Raw genomic sequence first — 15,089 nt, 5'->3', positions numbered from 1 at the left:
GTGGGGCTTACTATTTGACTTTCAGGGGGTGCTCTTCGAGTAGCTCTTCCGCACGATACATTCCCTCGCGGCCGGCGGTCATGGTACGAATTACGTCGATCTGCTCGGGTTTGATCAGGCCTGCCTGGTTGCCGAAGGAGTTGCGTACATAGGTTAGCACCGCGGCCATTTCCTCGTCGGTCATCAGTCCGCCGTAAGCGGTCATGGGTACTTGCCCGGCGTACTGTTTACCCAGTACCTCGATGGGGCCGTACATACCGTGCATCACCAGTTTAATGAGTCGATCCGGAGATCCGGTGACCCAGGGTGAGCCGGCCAGCGGGGGATAGCCGGTGGCGGATAATCCCTTGCCGTTCTCCTGGTGACAGGTGGCACAGTATCCTTCGCGCGAGTAAATCTCTTCGCCCAGCGCGTACGCCCGGGCAATGGGACTGTCGGGATCCTCTACGACTTCCGCCGCCGGGGGGGAATAGGCTTCCCCCTTCATGTGCGCGCGGGCATTCAGCAGCACCTGACGACCGATGTCGTCCAGTTCCTGCCGGCCGGCAATATCCAGTATGCGTTCCCCCTCGTCAGGATCGAGCCAGGATGCAGCAACCATAGCTTCCATTCTTACCCGCGCGTGTGGATCGGCGGCAAATTGCGCCAGGCGATCGGGAGCATCGTCCAGGCGGTGGTCCAGGTAGCGTACCACCCGGGCGGCGGCGGCACGTAGTCGGTAATTGCCAGCCTTACTCGCAGCATCGAGAATGTCTTTATCCGGAACCCCGGCTCCCCAACTGACGAACAGGGCCTCACGGAGATACTCCTCGTATTTTGAATCTTGCGGATTGAGATCGGCCACCCACTCCCTTACAGCCTCCATTACTTCCTCTGCAGGATGACCACGCAGTACCCGCCGACTGCGGTAGCGCGTCCGGTACTCGGGAAGCTTTAGGTTGTCCAGGAGCTCCAAAATCGATGCACCCGCCACTCGGGGTTCTTCCACCAGGGGTCGGCTGGGGTAGGTGATGCGGTAAATGCGACCGTGGGCATGGTCCCGCAGGGGATCGCGGGCGTTATGTTGCATGTGTCCCACCAGAACGTTGTGCCAATCTACGAGGTACAGACTACCGTCGGGCGCGAATTCCATGTCTACGGGCCGGAAATTTTGGTCGGTACTAGTGACCAGATCCTGCCGCCACCGGGTGGCGAAGCCGGTCCCGTCGTCGTACAGCCGGTGCTGCTTCATGCCCAGGAAGCCGATGGTGTTATTGATTAACAGGTCGCCCTGTACCTCGGGGGGGAAGTGGCGACTGGATACGATCTCGAGTCCGGAGGTCGGCCGTACCCGGTGGGCCTCCTCGATGAGGTCGTCAGCCATGGGATTGTGGACTCCGTATACATTACGGATCGTGGAGGGCAACATCCACTGTACCCGTGGCCCGCTGGTGTGGGCGAAGATGGGCTGACCCCACTCATCGAAGATGATGCCCCAGGGGTTCGGGATCGGAATCTGCGCGGTGCGTTCCAGTCGTCGGTGCCGGGGTTCGAAGCGATAAAAGCCACCATTGGTTGCACGGACCGGCCCGTAGGGAGTTTCCACATTGGTGTGCAGAAAAAGTCCTTCTCCCATGTAGATTCCGCCACCGGGGTCGGCCTCGTAGGCACTGATGTTATGGTGGGTATCGTGGTCGTCGAATCCACTCATGATGATCTCCCGGTAGTCCGCGATGTCGTCGCCGTTGGTATCCTTCAGAAAGATCAGGTTCGTTCCCTGGGATACATAGACGCCACCCTCGGCAAATTCGAAGCCGACGGGCAGGTGCAGGCTGTCGGCCCATATGGTCAACACGTCGGCGCGGCCGTCCTTATCGGTATCCTCCAGGATTACCAATTTGTCATTCGGAAGGGGATCTCCGGGGCGGTAGTGGGGATAACTCGGCATAAGACTCACCCAGAGGCGACCCTGGTCGTCCCAGTTCATCTGGGTCGGGTTGGCGAGCTCCGGGAAGTCCTCTTCGGAGGCGAAGAGTTCGATCTTATAGCCGGGAGCGGTGGTAAAGCTTGCCAAGGCCTCTTCCTCATAGAGATAGCGGACGTCCTCGGGCGCTTCCAGTTCGTAATTTGTCTTCACGGGTGGCAGGGGAAGGGTCTGCCGGTCGGCCTCCGCGACGTCGTAGCTTTCTCCGGCCAGCTGCGCCCAGATGGCTTCGTCGCGGTTGTGCGTCATCTGCCGCACCTTCGTTATTTCGTAGGGGTAGTTGTCCGGTCCGTAGGGGTTGTAGCGGCGACCGTAAGCGTGGACTCCGTTCGGCATCTTAAAGTCGAGCAGCCAGAAATGATTTTTCTCGTTTACGGCGGCCAGGAGTTCGGGATCGCTTGCGGGCGGTGCCTTGCCAAGAAGATGCTCCGTTAAGTAGTCACTAAGGACACGGTAGCCCCTATCGTTCAGGCTGATGCCATCCGTCGTGAGTCGTTCCTCCTCCATCCACGCTAAAGAGGGGGTGTAAAGATCGACGAAGGGGACTCCGTTATCGGACGCCATGTCCCGCATCACCTGGGTGTACCTTTCGATGTGTTCATTTTCCACTTTACCATCGGGCAAACCCAGGGCACCGGAGTCTTCGTAGGCAAGCGGAGAGAGCAAAACGAGTTGCGGGGCGGTAGTATCGTTATAGCGTTGCGCCCGGGTGTAGCGAATGAAACTGTCGAGCTCCAGGGCGAAGTTGGTCATGCCGGCCGGACCGGCATAGCTCTCGTTGAGGCCGAAAAAAGCTAAGATGATATCCGCGTTCAGTGTATCCAGCCATTGGTCTTCCGTGGGGAAATGGCCCTTGCTCCGGCTATCCTGACTTACGTCCGGGTTGTAGTCTTCTGCCCCCGGAAAAGCCCAGGGGGAATCTCGGCTGGCGTGGGGTCTGAACCCGGCGGTATTGCCCGGATCACACAGGTTGCGAACGGTCAGTTTAGCCCCGGGATAACTCTGGTGTACGGCCGCTTCAAAATGACCGAAGTAGGCCATACGACTGCATAGGTTGTTGCCGATGAGTACGATGGTGCTACCGGGCGCTACGGATAGTTGTGCGGTGGGCGGGTCAGGTTGGCAGCTACAGATTGCCAGCAGCAGGCAGATAAAAAATACTCTGTTCACGTTGGATGATTGACTCCGTCAAGATAGCACATGTCACAAAAACGGATCCGTTCACCCGGGTCAGTGCCATAAGTAAGGTCCTACTTACCAGGTTTTCCGGATAGTATGAGGTACCTCTTATCCCTGAATGATATAAATGGGGAAGGTGTAACAACACCGCTTGAAAGAGGCATTAGGGTGTACTGGTCGAAATAATGTTAGCACCGGTCGGTCGCTAGTTCCGCCGTCACCCGTATGTGCCTAATTTTCGAGTAGCCAAATTAAATAGTCATGTTCTTCGGAGGGGCCGCTACCGCCAATCATAATATTCTCGATGCAACCAGCAAACGGCTCAAAGATCAGTATCAGATGGAAGTCATCACTAACCGACGCATCAGACGTATTGCAACGGCCGTAGGATTTATAATGGTTATATATATTCTTCTTCGTGTATATGAAGTATTATAAAGTATGTCATAACTTAGTACCAACGCTTACAAAACACTTTCTCACTATGAACAAAATCAAGTACTTTTTCATCCTGGCTGCATTCTGGGGCTTTAGCGTTCAACTCGCCGCGCAAAACTTCAACTCAGCCATTGGGGTCCGTTTTGGCTACCCCTTTTCCATCAGCTACAAAACCTTTATCAGTGAATCCCACGCCCTCGAAGGATACGTGGGATTCCGGGGATACAGCGGAGTAGCCAACTGGATCAGTATCAATGGCGCCTACCAGATCCACAGTGATATCGATGCGATCGACGGATTAGAGTGGTACTACGGCGCCGGAGCCGGAGCGCAGTTCTGGAGCTATGACTTTGCGGAGTCCGGCTCTACGACCTTCAGCGTATCGGGCTACCTGGGCCTGCAGTACACCTTTGAGGAAGCACCTGTGTCAGTCTCCATTGATTGGGTACCCACCTTCTTCATCGGAGACTCCCGCTACGGCGCCTTCAATTCCTTCGGAGGAGGCTACGGTGCTCTGGCAGCACGCTACACGCTGGGGCGTCAGTAAAAGGCATCCGCCGCTACACCATCCGCTACTTCGAGTCCCCGGCGACTAAGTCGGTAGATATTCTCCGCCGTGAGTGGTCGAAGGTTACCGTTCGCAAGGTGAGCTGCCATCTCCGACTCAAAATACTGTGCCAGGTCAGCTCCGAACTTCCGGCTTATTTCGCCGGGTGTTATTCCCTCAATCCGCCGTAGTCCCGTCATCACGTACTCGTTGTATCGGTCCTTAAGGCTAAGGTTTTCTTCCTCGAAGAGTAGGGGGCCGACATCCAAATAAGCTGAGTAGTCACCTACCTCCGGCCATACTTTGGCGTAGCGGTTGTTGTTGCTCACGTTCCACCGCCGCCGGTTCTTGCCATCAAAGCTGTGTGCCCCGGGACCTATGCCTAGGTACGGCTGTCCCGTCCAGTACCCGCTGTTGTGCCGACTACGGTGGCCGGGCCGGGCGAAGTTGCTGATTTCGTACTGCTCGTACCCGGTTGCGGTCAGGTGATCGATCAGCATCCCGAAGTGAGTTGCGAAGCGCTCATCACTCGTGTCTGGTACGGCACCAGTGGCCACCCGGTGTCCGAGCGCTGTTTTGGGTTCTACAGTCAGCGCGTAGGCCGCAATGTGATCCACTTCCAATTCGGTAGCGAACTCTAGATTCTGTTGCCAGGTTAGGTCACTGGTCGTCTGGGCACCGTAAATCAAATCGATGCTCAGGTTATCGAAGCCGACCTCCCGTACCTTTTCTACGGCCGTTAGCGCCTGCCGAGCGTCGTGTGCCCGGTTCATGAATCGCAGATCCTCCTCGTTAAAGCTCTGTATTCCGATGCTCAGTCGGTTCACCGGGCTATCGGCAAGCATCCTGATGACATCTGCCGTCAGGTCGTCGGGGTTTGCCTCGAAGGTTATTTCCGTCTCCAGTTCCCCCCGCCAGTAGCCCGCCCGCCGAATTTCAGCGAATAGACCTTCGAGTTCAGTCGACGTCAGCAGCGAGGGAGTGCCTCCTCCAAAGTAAATGGTCGGCACCGATCCTCCGGGCAATTCTTCCCGCCGCACCGCAAGTTCCCGTAACATCCCCGCGACTACGGCATCCCGCTGCTTCAGGTTGGTGCTGAAGTGAAAGTTGCAGTAGCTACAGGCCTGTTTGCAGAATGGGATGTGGAGGTAGAGCAGAAGAGGGGAGATTTGGAATGTAAAATTTGAGATTTGAAATTTACGTGGCAGCTTGCTTCGCTCGGGTAGGAGGATTTACCATATCCCATTTACCGTGTACCATTGTTAATTTGCCTGCCGCTGTTACTTGCTCGCTTCGCTCGTTGTCGGGGCTCGTCGGCCGACTGAGGTACGAGGCTCGTCCGCCGAGTGAGAGTGGATTTAGAATGTAAAATTTGAGATTTGAAATTTGCGTGGCGGTTCGCTTCGCTCGGGTAGTAGGATTTACCATTTACGATGTACCGTGTACCATTTTTAATTTGGCTGCCGCTGTTTCGTGCTCGCTTCGCTCGGTGCTAGATCTCGTCGGCCGACCGAGGTACGAGGCTCGTCCGCCGAGTGAGGGGAGATTTGAAATTTGCGTGGCAGCTCGCTTTGCTCGGGTAGTAGGATTTACCATTTACCGTGCACCATTTACAATTTGGCTGCCGCTGTTTCTTGCTCGCTCCGCTCGTTTTTGGAGCTCGTTGGCCGACCGAGGTACGATGCTCGTCCGACGAGTGAGGGGAGATTTAGGATGTAAAATTTGAGATTTAAAATTTGCGTGGTAGCTCGCTTCGCTCGGGTAGTAGGATTTACCATATACCATTTACCATTTACCGTGTACCATTTACAATTTGGCTGCCGCTGTTACTTGCTCGCTGCGTTCGGTGCTAGATCTCGTCGGCCGACCGAGGTACGAGGCTCGTCCGACGAGTAGGGGTTATTCTGCATCTGCGTAAAAATCTGCGCTTTACTCCGCGTAATCTGCGTTTACTGTCCGATCCACGAGCGTCAGCGAGCATCCCCGCAAATTTGAAATTGTAAATCCAAAAATTGTAAATGGTAAATCCTACTTTCCCTTCGGCCGCCGCCGTTTTCCGCCCCTGCTCATCATCTGGTGGCCCTGCTTGCCCATGCGTTGGGCGGCTTTGACCTGGCCCGACTGCTTCAGTGCGTTGTCCAGCATGTTGATCTGCTCGACGATCTGGGGGAGCTTGACGTTGGTTTCCTTGGCGGCCTTGAGGTACTTCTTGGCGGCGGGGAAGTTCTTGCGGTTGGCTTCGATTTGAGCGAGCTGAAGCTTCAGCATGGCCTTTTCGTTTGCGGTGGGCACGTCGATGGCATCGGCCTGCTTGAGCCAGCCTTCGGCAGCATTGAGGTCCTTGCGACTGAGGGCGATGGTGCCGCGCATCATGTAGTAGAAGGCCCGGTTGGCGCTGTATAGCCAGTTTGGCTTCAGGGTCAGGTTGAGGAGCTTCTCGCCGCGATCAAAGTCCTGTACCTGTACGGCCTTGGCGGCGGGGCCGACCGTTCCGAGGAAGACGTAGCCCGCGAAGAGGATGAGCCCGGCCAGCAGAAAGGGGAAACCGTACCAGAAGCCGAAGGCGATCCAGAGAGCAATTCCTCCCAGTACGCCGGCGGCGATCAGGGCAAAACGGATGTAGGTTGGTATGATAAACATAGCTATTAACTTAATTTGCCGGCACCCGCGGCCCCGACAAATGGCTTATTTGAGTGATGCCTCGTACTGCTTCTGCGCGTTTTTCGCCACAAAGATCGAGATTTCGTAGAGGGTGTAAAGGGGAACGGCGATGAGGATTTGGGTCACAACGTCCGGAGGCGTAAGCAGCGCCGATAAAACAAGGATGCCGATGAGGCTATGGCGGCGGTACTGGCGCATGGACTCCGCAGTGACCAGCCCGAACTTAGCCAGAAAGTAAACGAGGACCGGCAACTCAAAGATAAGGGCCGCCGGAAGGGTGAACATGATCATATAGCTGATCACCGAGTCCATCTTGGGCTGGTTGACCGCCCCGCCTACCTCGAAGCCCATGAGGAAATTGGTGCCAAAGGGCGCCACGATGAAGAATCCAAAGGCTACTCCGGTAAAGAAAAGCAAGGAGCAAATAACGATCACCCACCGCGTAGCCTTCTGTTCGGCGGGATACAGCCCAGGGCGCACGAACGACCAAATCTCGTAGAAGACGTAGGGAAAACCCAGCACGAATCCCCCGACGAAGGCCATCTTGACGGCCGTAATGAACTGCTCGCCAAACTCGGTGGCCTGCACCAACACATGGGGCGGGTGGAAGCACAGTGCCCCGCCGGTACCGAGCCAGTCAGAAAGCCGACAAAACATCCGGTAGCTGACGAAATCTTCCCGCAACGGCCCGAAGAGCACGTAGCGGAAGTAGTAATCGTTGAAGATAAACAGCAGGATGCCCGCCACGCAAATGGCGATGAGGGCACGCATGACGTGCCAGCGCAGTTCTTCGAGGTGGTCGATGAACGACATCTCCTTGTCCGCTGCCGGTACGGGCTTGCCGTCCGCATCATATTCCCAAGTGTCTACGTCCTGTTGGTCGAGTGGCATAAGCGCGAAGGTACCTAGTGATATTTAGAGAAGGAAATCACTGACGGCCGCCTCGCTGTAATCCCACAGCCGCCGGGCAAGTTGCTCGTTGCGCGCGGTAGGGGATGGCTTGATGAGGCACTGCGTCGGATTGAAGTAACGTCCGGACACCTCACGGACTTCCGGACTACTCGCCAGATAGACGCTGGTGTCGGCCCCCGATTCGGGTGAGCGGGCAAAGGGCTTGTACAACGACCAAATGGTCTTAGTGAAGAGCTTGCCCTTCTTATTAGCAAGTTGGGTACCCACCACGCCGGGGTGCAGGCAGTTGGTGGTTAGCTCGGATCCGTGGCGGCGATCGAGTTCTTTAGTAAACAGGACGTTGGCCAGTTTACTCTGGGCGTAGGCCCGGGTTCCGTTGTAAGCTTTGGGGCCGCGCTCACCCCGTAGGTTGCCGAAGTCAATGCCGCCCTTACTGTGCATGGCGCTGGAAACATTGATGACCCGGCCGCAGATTTTGGTGCACTGCATAGCCGGAATGAGGTTAAGGGTCAGCAGGAAATGACCGAGGTGATTGACGCCGAACTGTAATTCGTAGCCGTCCGTGGTAAGCTCCAATTTCTCGCAGTAGACGCCGGCGTTGTTGATGAGTACGTCGAGCCGCGGATGCTCGGCCAGGAATAGCTCGCTGGCTGCCCGGACGCTGCTCAAATCGGCCAGATCGAGCGGCAGGGTATCGATGCGCTCGTTTCCGGTAGCCTCCACGATCTGGTCGGCAGTGCGCTGGGCCTTGGTTTCGCTGCGGCAGGCTAAAACAAGATGGGCCCCCTTGCGCGCTAGTCGCTCGGCCGTCGCCCGACCGATGCCGTCATTGGCGCCCGTGATGAGTACAGTTTTATCTTGCATAGCCTCTGTGGGGGTAAACGCGCGGGGCGGTGGGGCGGTTGTGAACGGCAGGATTAGGGCGGGGGTCGCGATAGCTATCGGGAGCGCAATGAACTACCCAAAGGCAAGCCGTACTTTTGGGTCGTGCTCAAAACCCATGACCTTACCTATACCTACGCCGGTAACGGACCGTCGTTCCGCTTTCCGGATTTGTCGGTAGCGCCGGCGGAGGCCTGTCTGCTGCTCGGTCCGAGCGGGGCGGGTAAGTCTACCTGGCTGCACCTACTGGCTGGCCTTCTCACTCCGGTAGCGGGCAGCACTGTTTTGGCGGGTACCGATTACGCAAGGCTTTCGGGCGGTGCATTAGACCGCTTCCGGGGAAGAAACATCGGACTGGTCCTCCAACGTCCGTACTTTCTGCAGGCGCTGACGGTGAAGGAAAACCTGCTCATCGCCCGGCGCAGTGCGGGCCTTGCCCCCGATAAAGCGGGCGCCCTGCACGTACTCGAGCAGTTGGGCATTGCTCACCACGCCGACGTACGCCCGGGCCGCCTGAGCGTGGGAGAGCAGCAACGAGTTACCATTGCCCGCGCGCTGGTCAATCGACCCCAACTCATCCTAGCCGACGAGCCCACCAGCGCCCTCGACAACCGCAACGCCGCCCGGGTAAGCGATCTACTACGCCAGCGTGCTGCGGATCTGGGTGCCGCGCTGGTGGTAGTGACCCACGATCAGCGTTTGAAGGATCAGTTCGACGCCGTCGTCGAATTGCGCCCATCAACTCACCAAGAAAACTACTAGGAGGTGTCGATCTTTTCCTTAGCCCTCCGCAATCTGCTCCATCGCCCCTGGGTAACGGCCCTGAGCCTCATCCTGGCTGCACTGGGTACGGGCCTGATTAGCCTGATTCTCCTGCTCAACTGGCAACTGGAGCAGCAATTCGACCGCAACCTGGCCGGCATCGACCTCGTGGTTGGAGCTAAGGGCAGCCCCCTGCAGCTCATGATGTCAAGCATGTATCACATCAGTTCGCCCACGGGTAATGTGCCGCTCGACGGAGTGAAGCCCTTCCTGAATCCCGAACATCCCTACATTGAACTAGGTGTGCCCCTCGCGCTGGGCGACAGCTACCGGGGGCGACGCATCGTCGGCACCCGGCCCGCTTTCTTCGACCTGTACGGCGCTGAGCTGGGGAAAGGAAATATGTGGACAAAGCCAATGGACGTGGTCGCCGGAGCCACCGCTGCCCGTGAGCTCGGCCTCGCGATAGGAGACACCTTTCAGAGCAGTCACGGCCTGATCGAAGACGACGACCTAACCCACCGGGACGCACCGGAATTTCGCATCACGGGCATTCTGGCCCCCACCGGCACCGTAGCCGATCTGATTCTGATCACTCCAGCCGAAAGCCTCTGGGCGGTCCACGATACCCATGATCACGCTGAGGAGAGCCACGCTGAAGGCACGCACTATAATGTTACCGGCCCGCTCAGTGCTTACACCGACCGTTCCATTACCTCCGTTCTGATCCGCTTCCGTGGCAATAGCGTCACCGCCCTCAACATGCAGCGCAGCATCAATGAGAACACGGAGATGCAGGCCGTCACGCCAACAATCCAGCTAGCGGAACTCTTCGCGACGGTCGGGCAGGGGGAAAAAGTGCTGCGGCAACTGGGCTACGTAGTGGTAGCCGTCAGCGTACTGAGCATCTTCATCGGCCTCTATAACTCGCTGGACCAGCGGCGGGGTGAACTGGCCCTACTGCGCAGCCTGGGTGCCGGTCCGCCTAAGTTGTTCGGTCTACTGATGCTAGAAGGCACCCTCACCGCAATCGCCGGTGCCCTGCTCGGATTAATGGTCAGCCACCTCGGGATAGCGGTCATCGCCCGGTACTTCTCAGAGACCTATCGCTACGATTTCAGGGCGCTGGTCTTTTTGCCGCAAGAATGGTGGTTGCTGCTGGGCGCGGGGGTAGTGGGGGTGATCGCTGCTGCGATACCGGCGCACCGGGCTTCGCGGACGGATGTGCATAGTACACTGTCGCAGTAGCAGCTAATCGGGGTGAATCCGTGCCTAAGCGCAGCGAATCCGTGCTTAGACGAAGTCGATCCGTGGTGAATATGATCTTGCAAAGGCTGTCTAGCGCTGCCGGAGGCAGCATCGAACATCGCGGTCTCAGACCGCATCGTACTAGAGGGTGCCGTCCTTCTTTACCATTTTATCCATGTAGTCTACCGCGCGAGCCGTCATGGCCATATAAGTTATGGAAGGGTTCTGAGTGCCCGAACTGACCATGAAACTCCCGTCGGTAACGAATACATTAGGTACGGCATGCACTTGATTCCATTTGTTGAGTACACTGGTCTTCGGATCGCGGCCCATGCGGGCGGTACCCATTTCGTGGATAGCGGCACCAACGGCGGTCGGGTTGTTGTGCACGCTGGTGTTCTTAAAGCCGGCGGCGTCCATCATTTCCTGTAGGCAGTTGACGCCATCTTCCCGCAGTTTCGTCTCGTTCTCCTTAAGGCCGGCATCGAAGACGAGGGTCGGGATACCGTACTGGTCGGTCTTATCCGCACTAAGCATCATCTTATTTTCGTGGTACGGGAGCAGCTCTCCGAAGCAGGTTGCCGAAAAGCGCCACTCACCTGGGCTCGTAATGGCCTCCTTGAAGCCGGGGCCAAAGGGTGCGCCTACGTTGGTTGCCCGACTCAGACCTCCCTGGTAGCCGAATCCCCGAATGTAATCCTTACGGTTTGTCGCATCGTTGATGTTCCGGAAACGGGGAATGTAAAATCCGCCGTTGGGCTTGCGCCCACTATAATATTTGTCCATCATCCCGTCGAATACGGCCGTCCCTCCCATTCCGTAATGGTGGTCCATCATGTTGTGGCCGAGTTCCCCGCTGTCGTTACCAAGGCCGTCCGGAAAACGCTCCGATTTACTGTTAAGCAGGATGGCGGTAGACCCGATCGTGCTGGCGTTGCAAAAGACGACGGAGCTAAAGTACTCGGTCGTTTCCTTTGTTTCCGCGTCAATGACGTTCACGCCGGTCACCCGTTGGGTAGCATCGTCAAAGATGAGCGAATGCACGATACTGTTAGCCATCAGGGTCAGGTTACCCGTGTCGTTGGCTACCGGAATGGTGGAGGAAAGGCTGCTGAAGTAACCACCGTACGGACAGCCCCGCCAGCAACGATTTCGCGCCTGACACTGACCCCGCGTTCCGTGGTGCAGCTCAGGGATGTACTTTGTTAGGTTTGCCGTGCGTCCGGGGGTTATGATCCGCTCCGGAAAGGCCTTTTCCACCGACTGCTTAAAGTGATCCTCGGCGCAGTTGAGGTCGAAGGGGGGGAGAAATTCTCCGTCCGGGAGGTGGGCCAGGCCTTCCTTTTTTCCCTGTACGCCCACAAACTTTTCCACGTAAGTGTACCAAGGCTCGATGTCGGCGTAACGAATCGGCCAGTCGATCGCGATACCTTCCTTCAGGTTTGCCTCGAAGTCCAGATCGCTCCAGCGGTAACAGTGCCGCCCCCACATGATGGACCGTCCGCCGACGTGGTGGCCGCGAATCCAGTCGAAGCGTTGCTTCTCCTCATAGTCGTACTCATCGTCCTTGACGATCCAGGGCTTGTTGTCCTGATTGACCCACCACGAAAGCCGATTCTGCTTGTAGTAGTGAGCCGCGATCTCCTCCCGGGGCACCCGACCCTGAAACTCAAGGTCCCAGCTGTCCAGATTGGCCGTCGGATACTCTCCGTGCTTGACCATCCGGCCCCGCTCGAGCATCAGTACTTTATAGCCCTTGGTGCAGAGTTCCATCGCCGCATACCCGCCGCTAATGCCGGAGCCGATGACGATGGCGTCGTAGGTGACTTCCTGCTTACCCTGAGAATTGAAATTCATGGATTAGTTGTTGAGGGGGGGGAGTTGGTGGGTTGTTGTGTGGCCTTCGTTGTAAGGGGGGTAGGAAAGGAGAAGCTGTTACCACATAATGCGGCCGAGTGAGTACAGCGAACCATGCCGCCACCCCAACAACTCAACAACCCACCAACTCACCAATTAAATAGCCCAGGCTCTACCACCCGTCAGTTCCTGCAGGTCGCCACAGGGAATGTATTCACCCGGTACGGGATCGTACTTCAGCACTTCGGTACCGATGGGCTCACTGTTGAACCAGGCTCCCACGATCTGTGACTTGAGGTCGAAGTACACGTTGCGGGCACCTCCCTCCACCTCGGGAAGGGTATCCCACTCGGTATCGGGGTTCTTGTAGTGCAGGTCCTGATCCTGTAGGTAGACCAGCGCCTTCTCGGTATCCAGTTCGCGGAAACCGGCATCGGCGTTGTCGGCGTCCATTTTGCGCATGAGCTCCTTCAGGCCGGTGCGGAACTTGTCGCGGGCCTCCTCGTCGTATACCTGTCCGACCATCTTGTCCACCATTTCGGGGACTCCTACGTCGAGCGCACCGGGCGTGTCGGTAGTGGGGATCATAGTATCGGCGAGTTTGCTGATGTATTCGTACTCGTCGTCGTTAAAGAAGCCGGGCTTGTAGACGGCCTCACCGGCAGCTACGGCTTCGTCACGCTTGCAGCCGGACAGTAGGGCGGAGGCTACGGGGCCGCTGACGGCGACGCCCGTGATGTATGCGGTGTACCGCAGTAGGTCTCTTCTTTTCATCTTTTTAGATGTTCATTTTTTTGAGTTCACTGACGGCGTGATCCGCAGCGCGTGCCGTAAAGGCCATGTAAGTTAAGGAAGGGTTCACACAGGCCGCGGAGGTCATGAAGGCACCGTCGGTCATGTAGACGTTGGGCGCCGCCCACAGGCGGTTGTGCTTATCGACTACGCTATTGTTCGGACTGCTGCCCATGCGGGCCATGCCCATCTCATGGATGCCCAGGCCGGGGTAGGAGTGCGCGTTGTATGTCCGCACGTTCTTCATGCCGGCAGATTCCAGCATTTCGGCGGCGTCGTTCATCATTTCGTCGACCATGGCGTACTCGTTCTCTCCCCACTTAGCGTCGAAGACGAGGGTGGGCAGACCGTCCTTGTCTAGGGTGTCGCGATCGATGGTCATGCGATTGTTCGTGTCCGGCAGGGTCTCGGCAAAGGCGGTCAGGCCCATGGTCCACTCTCCCGGGCGGATCAGCGCGTCCTTCAGTTCCGGGCCTATTTTCACGTTCATTTCACGGACGGTATGGCCCCATCCGCCACGTCCGGCACCTCCCTGGTATCCCCAACCGCGCAGGTAATCCTTCTTGCTGGCGCGGTCGCCGAGGTTCTGGTAGCGGGGAATGTAGACCCCGTTGGGCTTGCGTCCCTTCTCGATCCGATCGCCGAATTCTTCGGTGCTGCCGGAGGCCCCCACCCGGAAGTGGTGGTCCATAACATTGCCGCCCAGTTCTCCACTGGTGTCGAGCGTTACGCCCTCCTCGTGTTCCGTATTCATGACGATGTAGGAGCTCGGGATCGCCGAAGCGCAGAGGAAAACGACCTTGGCGTAAGCCTCGTGGTCTTCTCCGGTCTCGGAATCGCGGAAACGGACGCCCTTGGCGCGCTTGTTCTCCTTGTCGTAGATCAGGCTGTAGACCGAGCTATTGGGGCGCAGGGTCATGTTGCCGGTCTCCTGAGCGACCGGAATGGTAGAAGAGACGCTGCTGAAGTAGCCCCCGTAAGGACAGCCCCGGATACAGCGGTTGCGGAACTGACAGGCACCACGCGTACCCTTGTGAATGGCGGGATCGTAGGCAGTCAGGTGAGCTACGCGACCCGCGGTGACCACGCGACCGTTCATGTTCTCGGCCACTCCCTTGCGGAACTTGTCTTCCACGCAGTTCAGGGGCATCATGGGCAGGAACTTGCCGTCGGGCAGCTGCGAAAGTCCGAGGAGCTCGCCACTGATTCCGGCAAAGGATTCCACGTAGTCGTACCAGGGCGAGATGTCGGAGTAACCGACGGGCCAGGGGGTGGCGATTCCGTCCTTGGCGTTGGCCTTGAAGTCGAGGTCGCTCCAGCGGTAGCTGTGCCGTCCCCACATGATCGAGCGGCCGCCCACGTGGTAGCCACGCATCCAGTCAAAGCGCTCCTTTTCACCATATGGATGCTCATCATCCTTGACGAACCAGTGCTTGCTCTGGGGTTTTACGGTATAGCCGGTACGGTTTTGCTTTTGGTAGTGCTCCTTGATTTCCTCGGCCGGAACGTTGTTGTTCAGTTCCATATCCCAGGTATCGAGATTAGCGGTAGGGTAATCGCCGTGCTTGACCATGCGGCCTTTTTCCAGTACCAGGGTCTTAAGGCCCTTCTCGCACAACTCCTTGGCGGCCCAGCCTCCGCTGATGCCGGTGCCAACGACGATAGCGTCGTAGGTGACTTCCTCGTCACCCTGAGAATTGAATTTCATATGATCGTTTTTATCTTCCCCATGGGGGCCGTAAATTAACAACAATGTTCCGGCAATAGCGCCATACATGCCATCTTTTCCCCGTCAACCAGCTTACAAGCAGGAAAGTGTTCCAAACTTGGGCGGGTACGCGGGTGCAA

Annotated in this window: 11 protein-coding genes; 3 read left to right on the top strand and 8 right to left on the bottom strand. The window is 57.4% G+C overall.

The genetic code is table 11. From position 1 onward, the window contains the following. Nucleotides 1-10: 10 nt before the first annotated feature. Nucleotides 11-3,133 (bottom strand): PVC-type heme-binding CxxCH protein, encoded by a 3,123-nt coding sequence (locus tag GGR28_RS14380; RefSeq protein ID WP_183496506.1) that lies wholly within the window; start codon nucleotides 3,131-3,133, stop codon nucleotides 11-13. A gap of 493 nt (nucleotides 3,134-3,626) precedes the next feature. On the opposite strand from GGR28_RS14380, the gene GGR28_RS14375 reads away from it, so the two are divergent. Next, entirely contained in the window at nucleotides 3,627-4,127 is a 501-nt protein-coding gene (locus tag GGR28_RS14375) for a hypothetical protein (protein ID WP_183496505.1), read from the top strand. On the opposite strand, the gene hemW is transcribed toward GGR28_RS14375, so the two are convergent. The 4 genes from hemW to GGR28_RS14355 form a co-directional block, all read right to left on the bottom strand. Continuing rightward, nucleotides 4,121-5,284 (bottom strand): radical SAM family heme chaperone HemW, encoded by a 1,164-nt coding sequence (hemW, locus tag GGR28_RS14370; RefSeq protein WP_246416754.1) that lies wholly within the window; start codon nucleotides 5,282-5,284, stop codon nucleotides 4,121-4,123. The two genes, GGR28_RS14375 and hemW, sit on opposite strands and share 7 nt — an antisense overlap. 871 nt (nucleotides 5,285-6,155) lie before the next feature. Continuing rightward, nucleotides 6,156-6,767, bottom strand: coding sequence for a hypothetical protein (locus tag GGR28_RS14365; protein WP_183496504.1), 612 nt, complete (start codon nucleotides 6,765-6,767; stop codon nucleotides 6,156-6,158). Nucleotides 6,768-6,812: 45 nt separating this feature from the next. Beyond that, nucleotides 6,813-7,679, bottom strand: a complete 867-nt coding sequence (tatC, locus tag GGR28_RS14360) for a twin-arginine translocase subunit TatC (protein ID WP_183496503.1) — start codon at nucleotides 7,677-7,679, stop codon at nucleotides 6,813-6,815. Between the two features lie 24 nt (nucleotides 7,680-7,703). Continuing rightward, nucleotides 7,704-8,564: an SDR family oxidoreductase gene (locus tag GGR28_RS14355; RefSeq protein WP_183496502.1), complete on the bottom strand. Its 861-nt coding sequence runs from the start codon at nucleotides 8,562-8,564 to the stop codon at nucleotides 7,704-7,706. Nucleotides 8,565-8,687: 123 nt separating this feature from the next. On the opposite strand from GGR28_RS14355, the gene GGR28_RS14350 reads away from it, so the two are divergent. Next, on the top strand, nucleotides 8,688-9,344 hold the full coding sequence (locus tag GGR28_RS14350; protein ID WP_183496501.1) for an ABC transporter ATP-binding protein: 657 nt from the start codon (nucleotides 8,688-8,690) through the stop codon (nucleotides 9,342-9,344). Between the two features lie 3 nt (nucleotides 9,345-9,347). Beyond that, nucleotides 9,348-10,592, top strand: coding sequence for an ABC transporter permease (locus tag GGR28_RS14345; RefSeq protein WP_183496500.1), 1,245 nt, complete (start codon nucleotides 9,348-9,350; stop codon nucleotides 10,590-10,592). A 141-nt stretch (nucleotides 10,593-10,733) separates the two neighbouring features. Here the strand turns inward: GGR28_RS14345 and GGR28_RS14340 are convergent, their stop codons facing one another. The 3 genes from GGR28_RS14340 to GGR28_RS14330 all read right to left on the bottom strand — a co-directional run bounded on the left by GGR28_RS14340 (nucleotide 10,734) and on the right by GGR28_RS14330 (nucleotide 14,949). Next, the gene (locus GGR28_RS14340; protein ID WP_183496499.1) at nucleotides 10,734-12,449 is read right to left on the bottom strand and encodes a GMC oxidoreductase; all 1,716 of its coding nucleotides are present in this window, start codon (nucleotides 12,447-12,449) and stop codon (nucleotides 10,734-10,736) included. A gap of 156 nt (nucleotides 12,450-12,605) precedes the next feature. Further along, nucleotides 12,606-13,223 (bottom strand): gluconate 2-dehydrogenase subunit 3 family protein, encoded by a 618-nt coding sequence (locus GGR28_RS14335; protein ID WP_183496498.1) that lies wholly within the window; start codon nucleotides 13,221-13,223, stop codon nucleotides 12,606-12,608. A 4-nt stretch (nucleotides 13,224-13,227) separates the two neighbouring features. Next, complete coding sequence (locus tag GGR28_RS14330) at nucleotides 13,228-14,949, bottom strand: GMC oxidoreductase (protein WP_183496497.1); 1,722 nt, start codon at nucleotides 14,947-14,949, stop codon at nucleotides 13,228-13,230. Between the last annotated feature and the right edge of the window lie 140 nt (nucleotides 14,950-15,089).

Origin of the sequence: Neolewinella aquimaris, from assembly GCF_014197245.1 — a bacterium.
Lineage (GTDB): Bacteria > Bacteroidota > Bacteroidia > Chitinophagales > Saprospiraceae > Neolewinella > Neolewinella aquimaris.
The sequence above is the reverse complement of the archived record's forward strand: the minus strand, read 5'-3'. Positions and strand labels throughout refer to the sequence as shown.